17 protein-coding genes are annotated in these 20,748 nt (G+C 49.8%); 12 read left to right on the top strand and 5 right to left on the bottom strand.

Translation table 11 applies throughout. The annotated features are described in order from the left end of the window. Positions 1-158 precede the first annotated feature (158 nt). Positions 159-2,723, top strand: coding sequence for a GH116 family glycosyl-hydrolase (locus tag ACYVJM_RS13880; protein ID WP_461148833.1), 2,565 nt, complete (start codon positions 159-161; stop codon positions 2,721-2,723). 15 nt (positions 2,724-2,738) lie between these two features. Here ACYVJM_RS13880 and ACYVJM_RS13875 read toward each other — a convergent pair whose 3' ends face one another. After that, the gene (locus ACYVJM_RS13875; protein ID WP_461148832.1) at positions 2,739-3,050 is read right to left on the bottom strand and encodes a hypothetical protein; all 312 of its coding nucleotides are present in this window, start codon (positions 3,048-3,050) and stop codon (positions 2,739-2,741) included. Positions 3,051-3,312: 262 nt separating this feature from the next. Between ACYVJM_RS13875 and ACYVJM_RS13870 the strand changes: the two genes are divergently transcribed. Beyond that, positions 3,313-3,954, top strand: a complete 642-nt coding sequence (locus ACYVJM_RS13870) for a response regulator (RefSeq protein WP_461148831.1) — start codon at positions 3,313-3,315, stop codon at positions 3,952-3,954. Positions 3,955-3,990: 36 nt separating this feature from the next. Beyond that, positions 3,991-4,353 carry a hypothetical protein gene (locus ACYVJM_RS13865; RefSeq protein ID WP_461148830.1) on the top strand — a complete coding sequence of 121 codons (363 nt, stop codon included), beginning with the start codon at positions 3,991-3,993 and terminating at the stop codon, positions 4,351-4,353. A gap of 21 nt (positions 4,354-4,374) precedes the next feature. On the opposite strand, the gene ACYVJM_RS13860 is transcribed toward ACYVJM_RS13865, so the two are convergent. Continuing rightward, complete coding sequence (locus ACYVJM_RS13860; RefSeq protein WP_461148829.1) at positions 4,375-6,348, bottom strand: tetratricopeptide repeat-containing sensor histidine kinase; 1,974 nt, start codon at positions 6,346-6,348, stop codon at positions 4,375-4,377. A gap of 273 nt (positions 6,349-6,621) precedes the next feature. Between ACYVJM_RS13860 and ACYVJM_RS13855 the strand changes: the two genes are divergently transcribed. Genes ACYVJM_RS13855 through ACYVJM_RS13845 form a run of 3 tightly spaced genes read left to right on the top strand, consistent with a single transcriptional unit; the run spans position 6,622 to position 9,813 of the window. Beyond that, on the top strand, positions 6,622-6,966 hold the full coding sequence (locus tag ACYVJM_RS13855; protein ID WP_461148828.1) for a hypothetical protein: 345 nt from the start codon (positions 6,622-6,624) through the stop codon (positions 6,964-6,966). Between the two features lie 6 nt (positions 6,967-6,972). Further along, positions 6,973-8,409, top strand: a complete 1,437-nt coding sequence (locus tag ACYVJM_RS13850) for a Dyp-type peroxidase (RefSeq protein WP_461148827.1) — start codon at positions 6,973-6,975, stop codon at positions 8,407-8,409. Positions 8,410-8,421: 12 nt separating this feature from the next. Continuing rightward, positions 8,422-9,813, top strand: coding sequence for a hypothetical protein (locus ACYVJM_RS13845; protein WP_461148826.1), 1,392 nt, complete (start codon positions 8,422-8,424; stop codon positions 9,811-9,813). Here the strand turns inward: ACYVJM_RS13845 and ACYVJM_RS13840 are convergent. Continuing rightward, positions 9,806-10,000 carry a helix-turn-helix transcriptional regulator gene (locus ACYVJM_RS13840; RefSeq protein ID WP_461148825.1) on the bottom strand — a complete coding sequence of 65 codons (195 nt, stop codon included), beginning with the start codon at positions 9,998-10,000 and terminating at the stop codon, positions 9,806-9,808. The two genes, ACYVJM_RS13845 and ACYVJM_RS13840, sit on opposite strands and share 8 nt — an antisense overlap. 282 nt (positions 10,001-10,282) lie before the next feature. Between ACYVJM_RS13840 and ACYVJM_RS13835 the strand changes: the two genes are divergently transcribed. From ACYVJM_RS13835 to ACYVJM_RS13815, 5 genes are all read left to right on the top strand, one after another. Continuing rightward, entirely contained in the window at positions 10,283-11,125 is an 843-nt protein-coding gene (locus ACYVJM_RS13835; protein ID WP_461148824.1) for a 3-keto-disaccharide hydrolase, read from the top strand. 4 nt (positions 11,126-11,129) lie between these two features. Then, positions 11,130-11,990, top strand: coding sequence for a glycoside hydrolase family 16 protein (locus tag ACYVJM_RS13830; RefSeq protein ID WP_461148823.1), 861 nt, complete (start codon positions 11,130-11,132; stop codon positions 11,988-11,990). Between the two features lie 90 nt (positions 11,991-12,080). Then, positions 12,081-14,351, top strand: coding sequence for an alpha-L-rhamnosidase-related protein (locus ACYVJM_RS13825; RefSeq protein ID WP_461148822.1), 2,271 nt, complete (start codon positions 12,081-12,083; stop codon positions 14,349-14,351). A gap of 157 nt (positions 14,352-14,508) precedes the next feature. Next, complete coding sequence (locus tag ACYVJM_RS13820; protein ID WP_461148821.1) at positions 14,509-16,170, top strand: 7TM diverse intracellular signaling domain-containing protein; 1,662 nt, start codon at positions 14,509-14,511, stop codon at positions 16,168-16,170. A 145-nt stretch (positions 16,171-16,315) separates the two neighbouring features. Beyond that, positions 16,316-16,951 (top strand): hypothetical protein, encoded by a 636-nt coding sequence (locus tag ACYVJM_RS13815; protein WP_461148820.1) that lies wholly within the window; start codon positions 16,316-16,318, stop codon positions 16,949-16,951. Positions 16,952-17,209: 258 nt separating this feature from the next. Here ACYVJM_RS13815 and ACYVJM_RS13810 read toward each other — a convergent pair whose 3' ends face one another. After that, positions 17,210-17,503, bottom strand: coding sequence for a hypothetical protein (locus ACYVJM_RS13810; protein ID WP_461148819.1), 294 nt, complete (start codon positions 17,501-17,503; stop codon positions 17,210-17,212). A 581-nt stretch (positions 17,504-18,084) separates the two neighbouring features. Here ACYVJM_RS13810 and ACYVJM_RS13805 point away from each other — a divergent pair. Further along, positions 18,085-18,390, top strand: coding sequence for a hypothetical protein (locus ACYVJM_RS13805; RefSeq protein WP_461148818.1), 306 nt, complete (start codon positions 18,085-18,087; stop codon positions 18,388-18,390). Positions 18,391-18,499: 109 nt separating this feature from the next. Here ACYVJM_RS13805 and ACYVJM_RS13800 read toward each other — a convergent pair whose 3' ends face one another. Beyond that, entirely contained in the window at positions 18,500-20,716 is a 2,217-nt protein-coding gene (locus tag ACYVJM_RS13800; protein WP_461148817.1) for a penicillin acylase family protein, read from the bottom strand. Positions 20,717-20,748 lie beyond the last annotated feature (32 nt).

Raw genomic sequence — 20,748 nt, 5'->3', positions numbered from 1 at the left:
GTCATATCCTGGAGATATGACGTTTAAACCCCTTACTCTTTACCCTTATGCCACAAGCGTCGATGGTAAAAAACGGACTGGCAGAGGCTTTTAGGAATAACTGCCCCACAACCGTCCCTGCTCTGTAGTTTTCACTCCTGCCTACTGTCTTCGAGATTATGAAAAAAGTAATAGTTCTGCTCCTGGTCCTCGCAGCCTGTACGGTACAGGCTCAGTCATCGCTGTGGCATCCTCAGGCCTGGCCGGTACTAAAACGCTACGACCAGCAACACCTCACCCGAATTGCTCTACCGCTGGGTGGCATTGGTACCGGAACCGTCTCCCTCGGCGGACGTGGGCAGTTGCAGGATTGGGAAATCATGAACCGACCGGCCAAAGGATATAGTACCGTGCTGACGGGCAATACTGCACCCTTCTTCGCCATTCATGTATTGGAAGCCAAAAAGACAAAAGCCCTGCTGGGGCCGCTCGAATCGCATGAGTACCAGCACATGGAAGGTCGCCCGGTCGATCATCATGGCCTGCCCCGCTTTGCCAACGCCAGTTTTGAAACGGCGTATCCCTTTGGGCAGGTTAGCCTGAGCGATGCCGCCATGCCGGTTTCGGTACGTATAAAAGGCTTCAACCCACTCATTCCCGCCGATGCAGACGCCAGTGGATTACCCATTGCCGTCCTGACGTACGAAGTAACCAACACCGGCAACCAGCCCATAACGGTTTCCATTTGCGGGTCGATGCATAACTTCATCGGGCGCGACGGCAGCAAAAATCACAAATCCTGGAAAGGCGAGCTGGAGCCGCAGGGGGCCAAACAGAACCGCAATCAGTTTCGGCAGGAGAACGGTCTTACCGGTATCTATATGTATTCCGATGGGGTCGATAAAGCCGATCCGGCATGGGGTACAGTTGCTCTCACCACCGCCGAGTCACAGGGTGTGAGTTACCGCACGTCGTCCGTAACCAATGCCTGGGAAAATGCCCTGCTCGATTTCTGGGATGATTTCAGCGACGACGGTAAACTAACCGAAAAGACAAGCCCGGCCGATGAAGATCCGATGGCTTCACTGGCGGTGCAGAAGATGATCGGACCGAACCAGACGCAGGCGTTCACTTTTTTCCTGACCTGGCACTTCCCCAACCGTTTCGGCTGGTCGAAGGAGCGCGTAGGCAACTACTACACCACGCAGTACAAAGACGCCTGGGCCGTGGCCGACAAAACCGTACCCCTTTTACCGAAGCTGGAGCAGAAAACCCTGCAATTTGTTAACGCGCTGGTTCAGAGCACCTACCCCGACGAAGTAAAAGAAGCGGCTTTGTTCAACACCAGCACCTTACGATCGCAAACGGTTTTCCGGACGGAAGATGGCCGTCTGTTTGGCTGGGAGGGCGTTATGGACGATGTGGGCTCCTGCCAGGGGTCGTGTACCCACGTCTGGAATTACGAACAGGCGACCCCGTTCCTGTTCGGCAATCTGGCAAAAACCATGCGGGATGTTGAGTTCAACTATGCCATGGACAACACCGGCCTGATGAGCTTTCGGGTGGGCTTACCGCTGCAAAAAGGCTTTGGTGGTGGCGTAGCGGCCGCCGATGGGCAGATGGGTACGATCATGAAGTTTTACCGCGACTGGCAGCTCTCCGGCGATACCGATTTCCTGCGTAGAAACTGGCCGCAGGTCAAACAGGCGCTGGCGTTTGCCTGGATACCAGGTGGCTGGGATGCCGACCGTGATGGCGTGATGGAAGGTGCGCAGCACAACACCATGGACGTCGAGTACTTCGGTCCTAATCCACAAATGCAGCTCTGGTACCTGGGCGCGCTGAAAGCCGCTTCGGCGATGGCAACGGCCATGAATGATCGTTCGTTTGCCCAAACCTGCGACCAGATTTTCCAGAAAGGCAGTGCCTGGACGGATGCCAACCTGTTCAACGGCGACTACTACGAGCAGCAGGTTATCTCTCCGGCGGGCCACCTGATTGCCAAAGGTACCTTTTCGGGTTTTAACAAAGTGGAGCAGAACGATCCGGCTTACCAACTGGCCAAAGGTTGCCTGGTCGATCAACTGGTGGGGCAGTTTATGGCGCACGTTTGTGGGCTGGGTTACCTGGTGAACCCGGATCATGTAAAAACGACGCTGAAATCCATTCTGAAGTACAACTACCGAGCCTCCATGACCGACCATTTCAACAACATGCGGTCGTATGCGCTGGGTGATGAAGCATCTTTACTGATGGCCAGTTGGCCCAAAGGACGCCCCAAAGTACCGTTTCCGTACTTCTCGGAAGTGATGACCGGCTTTGAGTACACAGCCGCCATTGGTATGCTGTACGAAAACCAGACCGAGCCGGGTCTGCTGTGTATCCGTAACATCCGCAACCGATTCGACGGCAGCAAACGCAACCCATTTGACGAAGCGGAATGCGGTCACCATTACGCCCGCGCTATGGTTAGCTGGGCCACTACCCTGGCCCTGAGCGGCTTTCATTATTCGGGTGTGAGCCAGACGATGCAGTTCAATAATCAGGAAGGAACGTTCTTTTGGTCGAACGGCTACGCATGGGGAACCTGCACCAAGTCCCGACAAAGCGGTAAACTGCAAATTTCCCTGACTGTTTTACACGGTCAACTTCCCTTTAAGACACTGGAAATTGATGGAAAGCGAGTAGCCGCCAAGAGCCTGAAGGAGGGCGAAAGCTTCACCGGCACCTTGAGCAGCCTATGAGCAATCGGACAAGGCTCACTTATGGTTATATGCTTCGCGCAAGCTGTCGGCATAAGCCTCTGAGTGCGTTTTAGCCAGCAGGTCATACCCCTGATCGATCAACTCCTGATAGGTAAAATCCTCGTTCTTTAGCTTACGGCTGGCGTTATCGGTCACGGCAAGTCGGCAGAGTTCGTGGTTGATGGAGTCATTTTTTGCGTTCGACCCGACCCGTATGTCGTACCACATAGTTTGACTACGGTATTTCTTTTCCAACGGGCCACTGCCGCAACTGAGCATAGGCGAAAGCATCAGCAACAGGACCAGGCAATTTGTGAAGTCTCTCATGGCAGCAAATTACAATAATCCGATCAGCTCCTGTAGGGTCTGCGTAAATAACAGTACAGGTAGCCGTGAAATTGGTTTGCATCAACGGCAGACCAATATCCTTAAATTAGAGGATATAAAATCATACGAATCGGGGATAGTTGGCTAAAGTCTGATTACAGACCTTTAGGGTACGTTTCTATCCACCCTATACCTTTTTGAACCATCGCAAAATGGAGCGAGTAACCAGTATTGCGGTGAGCCAGCCTTATTTCACTTGCTTATGCGCATTCTTGTTGCAGAAGACCACCGAATCCTGCTGGATAGCATCGCCATGCTCCTCGCGAGTATCGACGGAGTTGAGGTCGTGTCGAAACACACCAACGGTCAACAGGTGTTAACAGCCCTGGAAATTGAGACCGACATTACGCTGATCGTTTCGGATGTTCAAATGCCGGTAATGGGAGGCATCGAGCTAACCATTCAGCTACGCCAGCGTTTTCCGCAGGTAAAAATTTGCCTGCTCACGGTGGCCGACCAGCCCGAAGCCATCAAAGAGGCCATTCGTGCGGGAGCCGATGGCTACGTGTTGAAAAGCGCCGAGCGTTCTGAACTGGAGACTGCCCTGCGTACTATCAGCAAAGGCAATAAATTCTATAGTGAGCAAGTGATGCTGCAACTGGCCAACGAAGCTGGAATTGAAGTCGTCCCCGATCATGATAAACCTCAGAAGATAACCATATCGAAACGGGAACTGGACGTACTAAAACTAATTGCACAGGAGTATTCGGGAACGCAGATCGCGGAAAAATTATTCATCAGCCCTACCACGGTCGAAACGCACCGCAAACACCTGATGCAGAAATTAGGCGTTCAAACGACCATCGGTCTGGTAAAGTATGCTATCAAATTTAATCTCGTTTAATTTAATAAATTCCTTCACATCTAACCCACTTTCATTATGGAACCTCGCACCGAAACACCAGAGGGTACATACATTCACCTGGTTGGCCCAGCTACCATTCACGTTATTGACGGTCAAATACACCTCTTTCTATTGGACAAAAACCGTCAGCCCATTGACATAAGCAATCCCATTAAATTGGGTGGAGAGGTGAGCTTCGTGAATATGCATATGGTTGTGGAATTCAGCCAGCAGCAGTTAACCACCCATAAGGGTTTATTAAGCCTGCAAAAAAATACATTTGTCGAATTTCCACTCGTAAAGACGCCGGAGAGTTCTATCGCCTTAGATGGCTCGAATTTTAAGGAATGCATGACCTCTACCGATCCGCCAAAATGCAATAATACTGTGATAGGGTAACCGACATAGACACAGCCTACTTCATACCAAGCCAGCATTCCCATTGAAACGGTTGATTTCAATGGGAATTTTTATGTAAATACAGGTTCCTTTTTCAACGGGCAAGTCGGTTTCAAACGTGCCTCCCAGCGAATCCAGCCGGGTCTGGATATTTTGCAGCCCCACCCCTCGTTTGGTCGGATACTGGCCCAGACCAATGCCATCGTCTGCTACTGAAATAGCAATTCCCTGGTCTGTTCTGTCCAGATTAATTATAACCCGAGTGGCTTTGGCATGACGTATCGCATTGTTAATCAACTCAAAAACAATACTGTATACATTGAACTCAATTTCTACAGGAAGCCGCGCCGTTAGCCCGTTTATTAAAAGCGAAAACTGGAGCGGTGAATTTTGATTCAGCTGCCCCACCAGTGTTTTCAGGGTGGCGACCAGCCCTTCCTGCTCAAGCCCGGCCGGGAGAATGTTGTGCGAAATATTCCGCACTTCCGAATAAGCGTTCTGGATAAGCTGTTTGACGTTTCGGTAGACCGACTGTTCAGCTTCGGATAAGTTCTGCGGATTGATGGCCTGGATACTCATGTTTACCGCGCTCAGCAAACTGCTCAGGTTATCATGCAGTTCGAGGGCTACCCGTTTTCTTTCGATGGTCTGCCCCTTGAACAGGGCGGCTTTTATTTCTTCGTTTTTTTGGATCAATTCCCGGTTTGCCGACGACAGTTCCTGCGTACGTTCTTCTACGCGTACTTCCAGCGTCTTATTGATGTCAGCGAGTTGTTCGCGGGCGATTTCGAGGAGCGTTCGCTGCTGATCGATCTTCCGGTTTTTCGCTTGCAGTTGCCGGTTGTTGCGGTAAAGAAGCAGGGCTCCCAGCAGCATGAACATAATACCAAGGAACAGCCCGTTCTGGATCTGGGCGTACTGAGTCATCTGTAGTTTCTGCAACTTCTGCTCGGCAGCCTGCTTCTGCAGCTGGTTTTCTTTCTGCTGATTATCATACAGGGCCTGCAACGTCTCTATTCGCTGTTCGTTGGTTTCTTTGGCGAGGCTATCTTTCAGAAAAACGAACTCCTCATAGGCCCTCAGGGCTTCCCCAGGTTCGCCTTTCCGCTTAAAGGCTACATATAATTTCTCGTCGGCTTCAGCGACAATACTGCTGTTTTTTAGCCGGACAGCGGTTTGTCTGGCCAAGTTATAATAAGTTAGCGCCTGTGTCCATTTTTGCCGCCGGAGATAAGCATCGCCGATGTGGATCAAAATACTTTTTTCCAGATCGGCACTTCCAACTTTACGAGCCAGCACCAGTGCTCTATCAAAATAGCCGAGCGGTTGTATCGTGTCGCCCAGCTCCATATAATCCCACCCAATTGTGTGTAGCCCCTGCGCTTCGAACCACAGAATGTGGTATTTACGGGCCAGCGTATCCATCTTTCGATCCGACTTTAGGGCTTCGGCAAACTTTTTCTTCCCCCGATAAATAGCCCCAAACGTATTTTGAATCGACAGTTGTATAGTTATGTCAGGATGCTGCTTCAGTATAGCCCGTCCCTGAATGCCTAGCTCTGTTGCCTTTTCATATTGCCCAAGACTACAGTAGGCATGGGCTAAGGCGCCAAGCGACTTTGCCATTCGGGTGTATTGCTTCAGCCCTTCGGCAAGGTGTAAGGCTTTGTAATGAAACCGTATAGTTTGATCGTAGTCGCCCCGTAACTGATAAATATACCCGGCATACTGGTAGGCGTAGATGAGTTCTTTCTGAAGATTCGCGCCCTCACATAGCCTAATCAGACGGATGTTGTAATGGAATGACGAATCAATATCCACGTCCACGTAGCCAGTCATGACGTCTTTCAGGGTGTTGTAGGTGAGGGTGTCTTTTGAGTAGCCTCCGGGTAATTTCTGTAGTCTGGTCAACGCCTGTTTGAGGCTATCGAGCCTGGAAATTTGCGCGAACCCTGTTTGCGCCAGTAAGCACAAAAAAAGTAGCAGCTTCTTCATAAGGGTGTGTTTTAAACAAACTTACACCGTCTGTCCGAATATCCCAACCTGGAGACCATGTGCGGCTCAACAATAGGAATATCCCTAAATAGTAGGATACAAAATCATCATAATCAGTGATTTGCATAGAAATAGACTATATCGACCTTTGAGTAGTTCTAACAATGCCCTACAACTTCAGATGCTTATCATTGGCTTTCCGACTCTATCCACGCTCTGCCATGAATTACTCATTAACGTCAAAAACATGTTAAACCCTAACTCACTTAAAAAATGACTAACGAGCGTATCCTTATCAATCTAATGCTATGTGGACTACTGGGCATCATCGGGCAGGGAATCCGCGTTGTTATTGGCCTCAAGAAACTCAAAGAAGAGGCCACGGCCGAAGCTGCCGGTACAAATACGGCCAGTGCCAAAACCATTTATAATAGCCAGTTCGATTCCCGCCAGCTTTGGCTATCGCTGTTGATCGGCTTTATTGCCGGTTGTCTGGCCAGCTTTGGCCATGATAATGCCGACTTCAGCCGGGAGGCTCAACTGGCTATTGTAGCGGCTGGCTATGCCGGCACCGATTTTATCGAAGGTTTATTTAAGAAAATTCTACCCTCTACTTAGCTGACCATGACTGTTCTACTAGACCCACAATCCGTATCCAATCGCTCATTACTTGATGGCATTCAGGGCAACATCCTTAAATCGCATGGCCGCCACCATACGGCTAACATCTTTATTCACTGTCTTGACAAGCAGCAAACCAGCGCCAAAGCCTGGCTCGAAAATCTGGTCAAAGGCGAAGACGCTATTATACAGTCGGGGTACGCCCAATTACGAAGTAACGCACTTTGGAAAGAAGAGAAAGTCGATACGGGTCTTTTCGCCTGTATTCACATTAGTGCTGCGGGCTATGACTACTTGTTTGGCACGGACGCGAGGTCTAGTTTCGACGATACTGCCTTTCAAAACGGCATGAAGCAAGCGTCCCTTGGTGACCCAGACCCGACAAATTGGGATAGCGGATTAGCCAGGGATAACCATTTTATGCTGTTGCTGGCCCATTCCAGCCCGGAAGCCCTCATGAAATCGGTTGATGAAGCTGTCCATGCAATTGAATCGTTTGCCGAAATAACTACCATCGAAAAAGGGGATGCTCAATTTAATGAAGAAGGGGCTGGCATTGAACATTTTGGCTATGTCGACGGTATATCGCAGCCCTTATTCTTTACCGATGAATGGGAGATCTACAAAAAAAAGAATAACATAATTGACGAAGCCGACATCAAGAAAAACGATAGTGTCAACTGCACAGAAAACGACGAGAACAAAATCAAGTTCGACCCACGTGCAGCTAAAGAATTGGTATTAGTAAAGGACCCGTTTGCTCCCCAGGGCACCAACGCATGGGGCAGCTACTTCGTCTTCCGTAAACTGGAGCAGGATGTAAAAGGCTTCAAACTGGCAGAGGCCAAGTTAGCCATTGATTTGGAGCTGGTAGGCGAGGACAAGGAACGTGCCGGGGCCATGCTGGTCGGCCGATTTGAGGACGGCACTCCAATTGAGCTTAACGGGAATCCGGAGTTGATCAATAGTGCCTTACTCAACAATTTCACATATAAATCGGGTGATAATACCAAATGCCCCTTTCACGGTCATATTCGCAAAACGAACCCCCGTGTCGAACCGCAAGGAAAAAAAACGCAGGTGGAAAGTAACAAGGTCATGGCCCGGCGGGGCATTACCTATGGCGAACGAACCGATGATCTCAACGACGGACATATTTATAACAAGCCCACGGGAAAAGTGGGCCTACTCTTCATGAGTTATCAGGCCAGCATAAAAGACTATTTTGAGTTTATTCAAAAAGGCGCCAATAGCAGTACAGATGGTAAGGACCCAATCATCGGACAAGGGCCGGGGGACAGCGAGGGCCATTTTGCCAAAACCTGGGATGAACAGAACACATTAAAAACAGCTTCATTCGGCAAGTTTGTACACATGAAAGGGGGCGAGTACTTCTTTGCGCCCAGCATGAGTTTCCTGAAAAACATACACAACCGCTAACTATCCACACCCATGAAATACTTACTTATTCTCCTGCTCCTCGGAGCAGGCCAGGTCCTCTATGCCCAGGTAATTACGTATGACTATCAATCAAGTACCTTTAAAGGCAGGGAGTCTGGTTGTGTACCCAAAGACTCGACTGTCGCCTACCGGATCATCAATCTGAATACGTTTGCTCAAAAGGTACTGATAAATAGCAGAATGATTAATTTATCGACAGACAGACCCGCCGAGATTGCTACCTTATTCAGAATCAAGACTGATGATGAACAGACCAAGGTTGATAAGAAACTGGTTGAAACCAAGAAGGAGATAACAAAAATGGGCAGGTTAAATGAAGAAGCTAACGAGAACCAGACTGCTGCCCCAGTCATGAAAAAGGCCGACTTTAAGGAAGAAGCAAGTCAGTTAAAAACGCTGGTTGACGCTTGTCTCGATTATTATGAAAAAGCAAAAGGGGTTAAAGATATTCTGAAGGTCCAGCAACAGCTAGCCATCACCATGACCGACGGTACTCATTATACCGAGAAGAAAATGGAGCAGGCATTAAAAAACCGAGGGATAACAAAAGATACAATTGACATACTTAGGAAGAAATTTGATGCGTTCGAAGATGCCTACGAAAAGGCTAATGTACAATATACAAAAGCATTCAATGCTGCTATCGACGCTGGAGATAAAGCACATGCCGCCCAAATTAAGGATGCGCAGGAACAGGTTCGAGATAATTATGAAACGCTCGAAAAACAGTATGGCGATGCACTGATGAATACCAATGACTTTTTCCTGAAAGCCCTAGATTCTGCCAATTACGCTTTTACATCGACAGATCGAATTTTTGCACAGGATGATGTAGACGAGTTGGAGTTTTATGTTCAGGTTGGTGGTATTAATGAAGACCTCAGCGGTAAAACCCCATTCAAGAAAACGCTCCGGGTAAAAGGAGGAGTGAAAATAGATTACAGCGTAGGACCCGTTTTTAAATTTATTTCGGACGATAAATTCTACCTGAGTGGAGATACATTAAAACAACGGGATAAAGTCAAGTTCGCTGGAACCGTTACACCAGGTATTGCGTCTATGATGCACGTGTACACAAGAACCTGTAGTTATGCAGCGATTGGCGGAATGTTTGGTATCAATGCTGACTTTAAAGAACTAACAGACGTTAACCTGGGCTTTCTGTTTGGTGGCTCCGTCATACTGGGTCGCTCACAGAAAGTCATCGTCTCGACGGGGGTAAGTTACTCGAATGCAAATCGACTTAAAACCAAGGAATACAGTGTGGGTAGCGTTTATAAAGACCTAAAGATTGAAAACGTCACCGAACGCGTTTTACATCCTTCCTTTTTTGTGTCCGTTTCACTAGCCATCTCCAAACGTAACATCGTAAAAGTTAATTGATCGCCCCCTGCCCATACTGCCGGGTGTAGTCCGAGGATAAGAGACTATACAGACCCTGGAAGGTTTTGCGAAAATGCTTCAGATCGTCGAAGTCTGCCAGGTTGGCAATTTCCGAAACGCGCAGGGAAGTTGTCGACAGCAGTTGTGCGACCAACTTGATCCGCACATCACAAATAGAGTCAACCACCAACACGTTTGACGACAACCAACCCCTCAGCCGATTTTGAGTGTAACTAGCTTTGCATTCCTTCAACCCTCTTCTCTACAGTAACGTCAGACTGGCACTTTGTCGCCAGTCTGACGTTATCAACCTGTTTCGCCGGATGTCTGCCAGAGTTCAATCCTTATACCTATTTTGTGTATGCTCAAATTTTTAGATTAGATTGGTTTAGATAGAACGATGCCTTGTCTCGTCTTTTTCTTTCCTACCTTTCGCCACATTTACTCAATTCGCTTAATTACCTGCTCTATGCGCCCCCTTCTTCTCATCATTTGCGTGCTGCTAATGACCAGCCTGAGTCAGATTCCATCCAAACCCGAGGCTGATAAGTGGATTCAACTCTTTAACGGCAAAGACCTGAAGGACTGGTCGGTTAAGATAACAGGGCATCCTGTCGATGATAATTACGGCAACACCTTCCGGGTGGAAGATGGGAAGATGGTGGTGCGCTACGACCAGTACAAAGCCTTCGATGAGCAATACGGCCATATTTTTTATAAAAAACCTTTTTCGGCTTACTTACTGGTCATGGAATACCGATTCGTTGGCGAGCAGGTGAAGGGCGGTCCTGGCTGGGCCATTCGGAATAGCGGGGCCATGCTGCACGGACAGGACCCGAAAACGATGGGTCTCAAACAGGATTTCCCGATCTCCATGGAAATGCAGCTGCTGGGGGGCGATGGCCAGCACGAACGGCACACGGCCAACTTATGCACACCCGGCACCAACGTGGTGCTGGACGGCAAGCTCTTTACCCCGCACTGCATCGACTCCAACTCGAAAACTTACGCCGGTGACCAGTGGGTTCATGCCGAAGCCCTCGTTCTGGGCGATTCACTTATCAAGCACATTGTAGAGGGTGACACCGTCCTGACCTATTCCAAACCGCAAATCGGGGGCGGCAATGTGCTTAATGTTGACCCGAACCAGAAGAAAGACGGACAGCTACTGACCGGCGGATACATTTCCCTGCAAAGTGAAAGCCATCCGGTCGAATTTCGCAAAGTAGCGCTACTCGACCTGTCTTCTTATATGGGCAAGCCCAAACAGTTGGCGGCTGTTCTCCGCCGGTTACAATCACGAAAACCATAACGTTATGAAACAAGTACTCGTTTTGCTGTCATTACCTCTGCTGCTGAACCTCGGCAGTTGCATGAAACCCGAAAACCCGATTAGTAGCCCTGTAGCCGGTCCGGACACGGCCTGGAAATTGACCTGGTCCGATGAATTCAACACGACGGGAGCACCCAGCGCCAAAAACTGGACGTTTGAGAACGGATTCGTCCGCAACCGCGAACTACAGTGGTACCAGCCCGACAATGCCCGCTGCGAAAACGGTCTGCTGGTTATTGAAGGCAAACGCGAACAGCGCCCCAACCCGACCTATCAGGCAGGCAGCACCGACTGGAAAGCCAGTCGCAAAACCATCGACTATACATCGGCCAGCATCAACACGAGTGGCCTGCAGAGCTTCAAATATGGCCGATTTGAGATGCGGGGCCGTATTGATGCCAGGGCCGGCCTGTGGCCTGCCTTCTGGACGCTGGGCGTAGCGGGCGAATGGCCTTCCAACGGCGAAATCGATATTATGGAGTACTACAAAGAAAAGCTGCTGGCCAACGTAGCCTGGGGTACCGACAAACGCTGGACGGCGGAATGGCGCAGCAAGACAAAAACAGTTGCCTCGTTCAGCGATCCCGACTGGTCGAAGAAGTTCCACGTCTGGCGTATGGACTGGACGGAAGAGTCTATCAAGCTGTACGTCGACGATTTGTTACTGAATACCGTTTCACTGACGGAAACGGTCAACAAAGACGGCTCGGGCATTAACCCATTTCACCAGCCTCATTACATCCTTTTGAATCTGGCCATTGGTGGCGACAACGGCGGAGATCCGGCAAGCACCCCATTTCCTACCCGCTACGAAGTAGACTACGTGCGCGTTTACCAACGGTAGTTTTGGTGGAGTGGGCTGAGGTTGACCCATGTAAGTCGATGACGTTGAAAAGACGACCATTGTGTAGATTTACGCGAACAACCCTATTTCATGCGCTACGTTATCTTCCTTGGGCTGTTGGCGGCTAGCCTGACCGCTTTCGCTCAAACGGCACCCACCGCCTTACGAACCGATCTGTTGCTCCATACCGATAAGGTGTGGAGCAATGGTTTTTTAACGAACTATTCCCTTGACGGGGCCGACTCCGCAAAATTTGCCGGGCAACTGGCCCTGATCCGCAGCAGCCACCCTTCCTTTAGCTGGGTGCTTTTCACAGCCGGGGGAACAAGTCGGCAAACAGCGTACCGGATCATTCTGTCGACCTCCCGACAAAACAGTCAGACCAATGTGGGCGATGTTTGGGATTCCGGGAAAGTCATCAGCAGCCAGAGTGTGGGCGTTCTTTTACCCGCATCGCAAAAGCTGGATACCAACCGGATTTACGTCTGGAAAGTAAAGGTTTGGGATGAACGAAACGTCGAAAGTGACTTCTCGCAGCCCAGAGCCTTCCGCACAGCTCCGCGCCTATCGGAATATGAAACACCCTTCTACCCACTGGTTAAAACCGAAGAAGTACCCCGTTCGCAGCGGACGCTCGGGCAACGGACGGTGTATGATTTTGGTAAAGACGCTTTTGGGCAAGTTTTTCTGACCGTTTCGTCCGCTTCGGAATCGGATACGCTGATTGTACATCTGGGTGAAGCCGTTACTGCCGATGGCCACGTCAACGAAAAACCATCAGGAACGCTCCGTTACCGCCAAATTCGGGTGCCGTTACAAAAAGGGACACACCGCTACGCCATTCAGTTCAAGCCCGATAAGCGCAACACCGGCCCCAAAGCCATACTCATGCCCGATTACATCGGCGAGGTACTGCCGTTTCGGTACGTCGAACTGGCGTTTAATCCGGACACCCGCCTTGAGCAGGTCGTTCGGCAGGTCGTCACCTACCCGTTCGACGATAGCGCCACCACATTTACTAGCTCAGACTCAACCCTGAACCAGATCTGGGACCTCTGTAAACATACTATCAAAGCCACAACCTTCACCGGATATTATGTCGATGGCGACCGCGAGCGGATTCCGTACGAAGCCGATGCGCTGCTCAACCAACTTTCGCATTACGCTACCGATGCCGAGTACAACATGGCCAAACGGTCGTTGAATTACCTGGTTTTTCACGCTACCTGGCCCACCGAATGGTCACTGCAAAATGTGCTGATTGCGTGGTACGACTACTTGTACTCCGGCGATTCGCGCACGGTAGAAGCCCTCTACCCCGAACTGAAAGCCAAGCTTCTGTTGCCCCTCGCTCGGCCGGATGGTCTCATCAGCACCCGAACTGGACTGCAAACACCCGAATTCAAGAAGTCGATTCACTACGATACCTTCGACGGTCGGCCAACCATTCAGGATATTGTCGACTGGCCGCAGCAGGGCGTTTTGGGTCTTGGCAAGAAAGAAGCGGGTGAAACGGATGGCTTTGTTTTTTCGGATTACAACGCCGTTGTCAACGCTTTTCATTACCAGGGGCTGGTCTTCATGGCACAACTGGCAAGCCGACTTGGCAAAACCGATGACGCCACGCTCTATGCTACTCGTGCGAGTCTCGTTAAGAAGTCGTTTCAGGCGACGTTCATCGACGCCAAAACCGGGCTGGTGCGCGATGGCGCAGGCACAGACCATGCCTCCCTTCATGCCAACATGATGGCACTGGCCTTTGGACTGGTGCCCGAAAAACTGCAATCGAAGGTACTGGCTCACATGCGCTCGCGGGGGATGGCCTGCAGCGTATATGGATCACAGTTTCTGCTCGATGCCCTCTATAACGCCAATGAAAGCGCTTACGCACTGGCCCTGATGACCTCCACCGACGAACGAAGCTGGTACAACATGCTCCGAACCGGTTCTACCATGACGACCGAAGCCTGGGATACCCGTTACAAGCCCAATCAGGACTGGAACCACGCCTGGGGATCGGCACCAGCAAACATCATTGTTCGGAAACTGATGGGTGTAGAGCCGCTGATGCCCGTTTATGAAACCGTTCAGATAAAACCCCAACCCGATACATTACGGCACGCATCCCTGCAACTAGCCACCCTGCGCGGACCAATTTTGGTAGCGTTCGACAACGCGCCGGACCGGTTCTTACTGCATGCTACACTACCCGCCAACACCAGTGGTGTCGTGTATCTGCCCCGTAAAAAGGCAAAAAGTCAGGTACTGGAAAACGGCAAAGTAATTAAAGCCCTTGCGGAAGGAGATTTCTGGAAGATTTTATCGGTTGGCCCGGGCACGCATGAATGGGAAGTGCGCTAATCAATAATGACTGCATGAAAAGGCCGTTTTCTATTTGAAACGGTCTTTTCTATTAAAAGGTGGTTAATATATAAAGGTATTCATTGTACCAAATGCTATTATTGCATACCTAATCACACCCATAGGATACAACTAAGGTATCTTTTCCGAGAATACGTTGAAAACCCACCTATCTACCCTGCTAGTTCTATTGCTGACCGGTTTCTGGCAGTTGAATGCCCAGCCGATCATCCATTATACCAACACCCATGAGTTAGTCGAAATGGGCTCTTTTGCCCGTTATTTCGAGGATACAACCAGCCAACTGAGCCACCTTCAAATCAGCAAACTACCCGACAAACTGTTTACCAACAGCCCCGACAAAGTGCTCAATCTGGGGTTTACACCCTCGCGCATCTGGCTAAAGTGGGACATTAACAATCAAACCAACGAGCCGGTTTATGCCATTCTGGAAGCGCAGGATGTCGACTTCGTCGATGCCTACGTAGTTAGTGAGGACACGACGTATTTCCTCGAAACGGGCGTGCTTCGTCCGTTTGGCAATCGCTACTTCGGCATCAACAGCATCACGTTTTATCTGGGCCATCACCCCAAACAAATTTACATTGCCCTCAAAGACATGAACGGGCTTGTTCTGCCCATCAAGCTCGGCAGCATTCGGCCAGTTGTGCAGAAAGTTTACCACGAAACAATGATCAATTCGTTTGTAGTGGGTGTAATGGCGCTGATTGCCCTATTCAGCTTCTTCATGTATGTGTCCCTGCGCGACCGGACCTTTCTGCTCTATACGCTGCATATACTCTTCTCCGGCCTCACACTACTAACGTTTGAAGGCTACCTGTTCGACCTTCTCTGGCAGGATATGCCCTATATGAACAATGGTGTAAACTCGAGCCTTATCCGGCTCTGCACCCTACTGACGAGTCTGGCCTTCTCGGTAAATTTCCTGAACCTGCGCGCTGTTCATCCCCGTGTTGCCAAGGCCTACCAGGGTATAGCGGTGCTCGCCATTGGGGTCGTTGCCGCTAAGATCGTTGGCGTTCAACAGGCAGAAATGGCGTTCAATGTTATTGTACTGGTTACGTTTCTGTCGTTCCTGGGTCTTGGATTGGTCCTGTATCGGCGAGGGTTTCGGGCCGCCCGTTTTTACCTCCTTGGTTGGGGCATTTACATCGTTGAGATCCTGTTGCTGGTGCTTACGCTATTCAATGTGATTTCGTTCGACCATGTGTTCACCTATTATGGTTACCAGATTGGTGCCGTTTGCCAGGCAACATTGCTTACGTTTGCGGTGATGGACCGCATCAATCTACTCCGTAACGACATCAGCCAGGCGCAGGAACTGGCTCTCAAGCGACTTGAAGAAAATCAGGAGTTGATCGAGCAACATAGCGAAGTACTGGAAAATCAGATCCGGCAGGCTCCTTCACCACCCAGCGATGAATTGCAGCAGGTACTTAAAATAATCCGCGAAGAACGCGAACGGATCAGGAAAATACCCATTCCAACTCTGGAAAGTGTACTGCTGTTTCCCGCCGACGATATTGTCCGGATCGAAGCGATGGGCAGTTACACCACGGTCCATTTTACCAATCGGAAAGAATTGGTTGCCTCCCGCTCACTGGCCGAATTCGAGCAGGTACTGGCCGACCACGACCATTTTTTCAAGGTACATAAATCGCATCTGGTCAATCTGAAGTACATTACTAAGTACCGGCGCGGAGATGGGGGTACGCTCATCATGACCGACGGCAGCGAAGTGGATGTTGCCCGGCGGGTAAAGCCCGATTTTTTACGAAAAATGGGGCTGGAAAGCTAATCGTCTGCTAACGGCCCGATGTCGGGAGGTACTTTTTCCGACCGTAGCTAAGCTGAGATCCGCCGGGCGTAAACCCGTGCTGCACGGGTGTAGTGCCGACAATTACTTTTGACGCAATCTTCCACCAGATTAACCGTCATTACGTATGAAGTCGCACCTTACTATCCTCATCGTCCTGCTTACCCTGCAAACGATGGCTGTTCAGAGCCAGGCCCTTACACCTCTGACACGCCCATCCAACGGGCCAGTTTTCGTTCGTATCTACCCGCTTGAACTCGTTATGCATGAATTGCGAATGGGGGTCGAAATACCAACCTTGTTTCGGCAGGCCGTTGTACTCGATGGCAGTTACTTTTGGGGGAGTAATTCAACCGAAAATTCCCGTGATAAAGAAGGCTGGGCACTAAAAATGGATTACCGGTTTTACCTGAATGAGCCGCATAAGCACTCCCGTTTTTTTGTTGGCCCCAACCTAATGATGAAAGGGCAGCAGTTCAGAAAAGAAGAGTATAACCGCTATTCGCCGGTAACCTTCACCATGGTGCCCCGAATGGTTTATTGTGCAAATGCAAAAATGGGCGTTGATATCCTGCTATCAAGGGAAGGCCGAACCCGGCTCGAATTATTCTCCGGCGCAGGGTTACGGTATCAGTCCATCGGAAAAGACCTGAACTTCAACTTCCTGGCCTTATCCGACACGCCGAACAACACCGCTGCCACGACTTACTCGTATGGTAGAATAGTCCCTAATATATTGCTTGGCGCCCTCCTGAAATTCTAACGTAATCCACAGCAGACAGTCAGCCGCACTGACCGGATCGGCCGACGCACCTTTTTCCGACCTATACACGTTTATACCACAACCGGTCGGGAGGGTAAGGCCACTTCCAGATCCTTCCGAACAACGGTCAGCACATTTTGTAACTGCTGAAGGGTTTCCTGCGGCCGAAAATGGTAGAATCCTTAATGCTCACTGACCGGCTGATCCGTTTCGAAATAGCCCGGCATGGGGCCAGCCAAACCAACCGGCGACAGCGACTTATCGGATGGAATCACAATAGGATGAACTGGCAACAGACAGATTACGGGGCGCTAGATGATTAGCGAAATAACCCGACGACACTAACTCCAGCAACAGCGCCCCGCTGGTAGATGAGCCAAGCAGACTGATGTTCGTATAGGCCGCCTTTTCCAGCCGGGTGTATTGCTTCAGACCAGCGACATGCCAGTCATGCCAAATACACTTTTTAAAGTCTTCATGACTACGTCCATGCCCCTCCAACAGCACCTGCGACAGATAAAGATCCGTTCGACCATTAACTGAGCAGGGCAACCAACAGGTATTTGTTTCTTATGTGGCAAACTACCCTTCATTCATGTTTATCCAGTAGCCGTCTAATAAATAGCCCTTGTCGAGCATCAGTAAATACCCGAGTAGTCACTCTTTATCAAGGTATTAGCCAGACAAGACCCTAAGTAGATTGCTCTTAAAAAGAAGCCGGAAAGATACCGCGATTCGGGCTCTCAGCCACTATAGCTTATTTCTTACAAAGACCGATTTGACTATAGTAAAACTCCAGTCAGTTTTGGCAAGCGATCAGGCCGCAGACCATTAAATAGTAAATGATAAGAGCACATACGAAAATAAAAAACATTATAATACTTTCATTTGTATTTACGTAAGAGGTGCTTACTAGGAGTTTATGTTGGGATTGACTACGAGCATTTGAGGACGTCTTGTATTCACAGAATGTTGAATTAATCAACTTAGTATTTACATAATTACCAGATACTTGACGAAAAACGTGCAAAAGTAGCAGTTTATCGAAAACTTATTTTTTACAACGCCTAATGCGCCAATATTGTCTTATCAACGAGGTAGAGAAGTTCTAACTCACGTTCTATCTAAAGACCATGAAGCTAATAACCACTTCAACAAGACGCCCTGCATTATCGACAATTTTTATATCCGACAATGCCAGGGATACCAGTCAGATGCTGGATGAACTGTTGATTTTTAACGATGTAGAGGAATGTAGCCAGCCTTCCGGCATGGCAGTCCGTTCATCGGGGTGGTTTTCTGAAAACACGCTTCTGGGAGTTGATGACAACAAAGACCTGATGTATAGCTTGAACCGAAGTGAACAATATATATTCACAGCCATTACGATCACTGGCCTGATCTTGATTGGTTCATTTGTGACGTGGCTGATTGGCTGATTTTATCAGCCAAGCCCGTTTTGCCAGTTATCTATACCATACGTTATTTATAAAAAAAAGGGTTAGACTTGGAAGGTGCTAACCCTTTTACTTTTTCACGTCCTATCATTTACTTCTCCCCCGGATGGTACGTCTTCTCGACGTGCTTCTGGATGTCTTCAGGGTAGAATAATACATCTTTGAATTTCCCCTCGCAGTAAAGCGGAGCCTGATCGGTAAAGTGCTGCGTGCCTGGCTGGCTGCTTTGGCCACCTGTTACAACGGAGCGAGCGCTCACCTTCTTGCCAAACTCCACCACCGCAACAAAGCTGTTTCCCACACTACCGTACCGTTTTTTGGTGCCCGGATAAGTTTTGGCTGCAAAAGCCGCCAGCGACCCCCAGGCCGAAGACGTAAAGCCAACCGGGATGCTGGGTTTCAGATCGTCATACGTTTCCTGAACCTTGCCGGTTAGTCGCTGATAACGGTTAATGTCACCCCAGGGTGTTTTCCAGCTACCAAAGTCGCGAGTGAGATCGGTGAGAACATCGGCCAGAGCGGTTACTTTTTCTTGTGGCGAGGTATTGCTGACGGTGTAGGCCGTTAGCGACAGGTTATCGAATCGCTGGTCGCCAGCCGCCCGGCTGCGGGCCAGTCGCTGTATTTTCTCACCCCAGAAAATGGCCAGCGTTTGCCCAATCGATGCTTTGCCGTACGACTTATCCCAGGCTTTCAACACGCCGATGGCTTCGGATAGGTCTTTCGACTGGTTCGCGGCATCGCCCGAAACGGTCTGGTAAGCGGCCAGCAAAGGGGGCAGCAATTCATCAAAGGCAGCCAGATGCGGGTCATTGGCAGCCGCAATCAACGTATCGAGTGTGAACAGCTTTTTTGCGCTCAGGACACGGGCAGCATTGATACCCCGGTAGTTCTGGGCATCGGGTGCCATGTAAGTAGGGTATTTGCTCTTATCGGGGCTGCTGCTGCCCGAAACGGTAAAGGGCGTGGCATTACAATTCTGAATCCAGCCGCTGGCCGGATTGCGCACCTGCACAATTTCATCGACGCCATGCAGCCCTTTCCAGTCTGTTTCGGGATTACTGCCATCTACCGGTTCTTCCCAATCGAATTTAGGGTCGCGTTTGGGCATAAAATTGCCATGCCAGTAGGCAATTGTCCCGTTCTTATCGGCGAAGATGGTATTGTTGGAGGCATTACCATTGAGCTTCATCACTTCTTTGAAGCTATCATACCCCGTAGCCTTCGTCCGCAAATACGACTGCGACAGCGCATTGAGGGGCGTATTCATCATGTCGATGGCAATCCATTTGCCATTTTGTTCGCCTGCAATGGGGCCGTGCTGGGTGAAATACATGGTGAAGTCTTTATGCTGCATCCCACTGGCTGTTTTATACGGAATCCGTACGTTCTGGGTGCGCACGAGCTTCAGGTCTTTACCGTGCCTGTAGTAGAATACATTGCCTTTCTTCTCGATGGTTTCCAGGTATTCATCCATTGAGTCGGCATAACTGGTCGTGTGCATCCAGCCGCAGTTTTCGTTAAAGCCCTGATAAATGAAGAACTGCCCCCAGGTAACGGCTCCGTAGGCATTCAGTTTTTCCTGACTGATCATGTGCACCTCCGAACGGAAGTAAAACGAGGTATGCGGATTAATGAGAAGCAACGCGTTTTTAGTGGCACTTTTAGCGGGAGCAATGGCAAAGCCATTCGAACCGATCGACTCGCGTTCGTAATGGTCGGTATAATCAACGAATGACGTTGATTTACGCTGCTCGTAAAATGCCTTCAGCCGTTCGGTAGACACTACGCTGATGTTTCCGCCAATGCTGCCTTCGCTGAACATGAGTGGCATCCAGGGTTGAAAACGCTTCAGGAGCCGGGGTTTTACGTCCGGGTGCGTGTAGAGGTAGTAGTTGGTGCCATCGGCAAAGGCGTCCAGCAGACTTTTCATCCAGAGCGGGCTCTTTTTGTAAATAGCAATGGCCTGCGTCGTGTCCAGAAACAGCCGTGCCCGCAAGTCGTGGTAAATGGCGGACTCTCCTTCCACTTCGGCCAGCCGCCCGGTGGAAGTAATGTAGTTTTCCTCCACCCGCCCAAAGTCGTCCTCGCACTGGGTGAACAGCAGCCCAAAGACCACGTCGGCATCGGTTTTACCGTAGATGTGCGGAACGCCCCAGGTATCGCGGGTGATGGTCACCTGTTTGGCCTTTTGCTGCCAGCGGGCAATTTCGGCTTTGGTGAAGGATTGCGCCTGTAGGGAATACCCAGTCAGGCAGATAAGCAGACTGGTCAGGAAGCTAATTGACGATAACGGTGGTCGATTCATGGATTCAGAATGGGTGATGCGTGATTGACTTG

It is taken from the genome of Spirosoma pulveris (assembly GCF_054781875.1).
Note: the sequence above shows the minus strand (reverse complement) of the source record. Positions and strands in the feature narration are given on the sequence as shown.

Excerpts from the sequence above, each read along its gene's own strand:
- ACYVJM_RS13880 (WP_461148833.1), top strand. The coding sequence starts at position 159 with ATGAAAAAAGTAATAGTTCTGCTCCTGGTCCTCGCAGCCTGTACGGTA.
- ACYVJM_RS13875 (WP_461148832.1), bottom strand. The coding sequence starts at position 3,050 with ATGAGAGACTTCACAAATTGCCTGGTCCTGTTGCTGATGCTTTCGCCT.
- ACYVJM_RS13870 (WP_461148831.1), top strand. The coding sequence starts at position 3,313 with ATGCGCATTCTTGTTGCAGAAGACCACCGAATCCTGCTGGATAGCATC.
- ACYVJM_RS13865 (WP_461148830.1), top strand. The coding sequence starts at position 3,991 with ATGGAACCTCGCACCGAAACACCAGAGGGTACATACATTCACCTGGTT.
- ACYVJM_RS13860 (WP_461148829.1), bottom strand. The coding sequence starts at position 6,348 with ATGAAGAAGCTGCTACTTTTTTTGTGCTTACTGGCGCAAACAGGGTTC.
- ACYVJM_RS13855 (WP_461148828.1), top strand. The coding sequence starts at position 6,622 with ATGACTAACGAGCGTATCCTTATCAATCTAATGCTATGTGGACTACTG.
- ACYVJM_RS13850 (WP_461148827.1), top strand. The coding sequence starts at position 6,973 with ATGACTGTTCTACTAGACCCACAATCCGTATCCAATCGCTCATTACTT.
- ACYVJM_RS13845 (WP_461148826.1), top strand. The coding sequence starts at position 8,422 with ATGAAATACTTACTTATTCTCCTGCTCCTCGGAGCAGGCCAGGTCCTC.
- ACYVJM_RS13835 (WP_461148824.1), top strand. The coding sequence starts at position 10,283 with ATGCGCCCCCTTCTTCTCATCATTTGCGTGCTGCTAATGACCAGCCTG.
- ACYVJM_RS13830 (WP_461148823.1), top strand. The coding sequence starts at position 11,130 with ATGAAACAAGTACTCGTTTTGCTGTCATTACCTCTGCTGCTGAACCTC.
- ACYVJM_RS13825 (WP_461148822.1), top strand. The coding sequence starts at position 12,081 with ATGCGCTACGTTATCTTCCTTGGGCTGTTGGCGGCTAGCCTGACCGCT.
- ACYVJM_RS13815 (WP_461148820.1), top strand. The coding sequence starts at position 16,316 with ATGAAGTCGCACCTTACTATCCTCATCGTCCTGCTTACCCTGCAAACG.
- ACYVJM_RS13805 (WP_461148818.1), top strand. The coding sequence starts at position 18,085 with ATGAAGCTAATAACCACTTCAACAAGACGCCCTGCATTATCGACAATT.
- ACYVJM_RS13800 (WP_461148817.1), bottom strand. The coding sequence starts at position 20,716 with ATGAATCGACCACCGTTATCGTCAATTAGCTTCCTGACCAGTCTGCTT.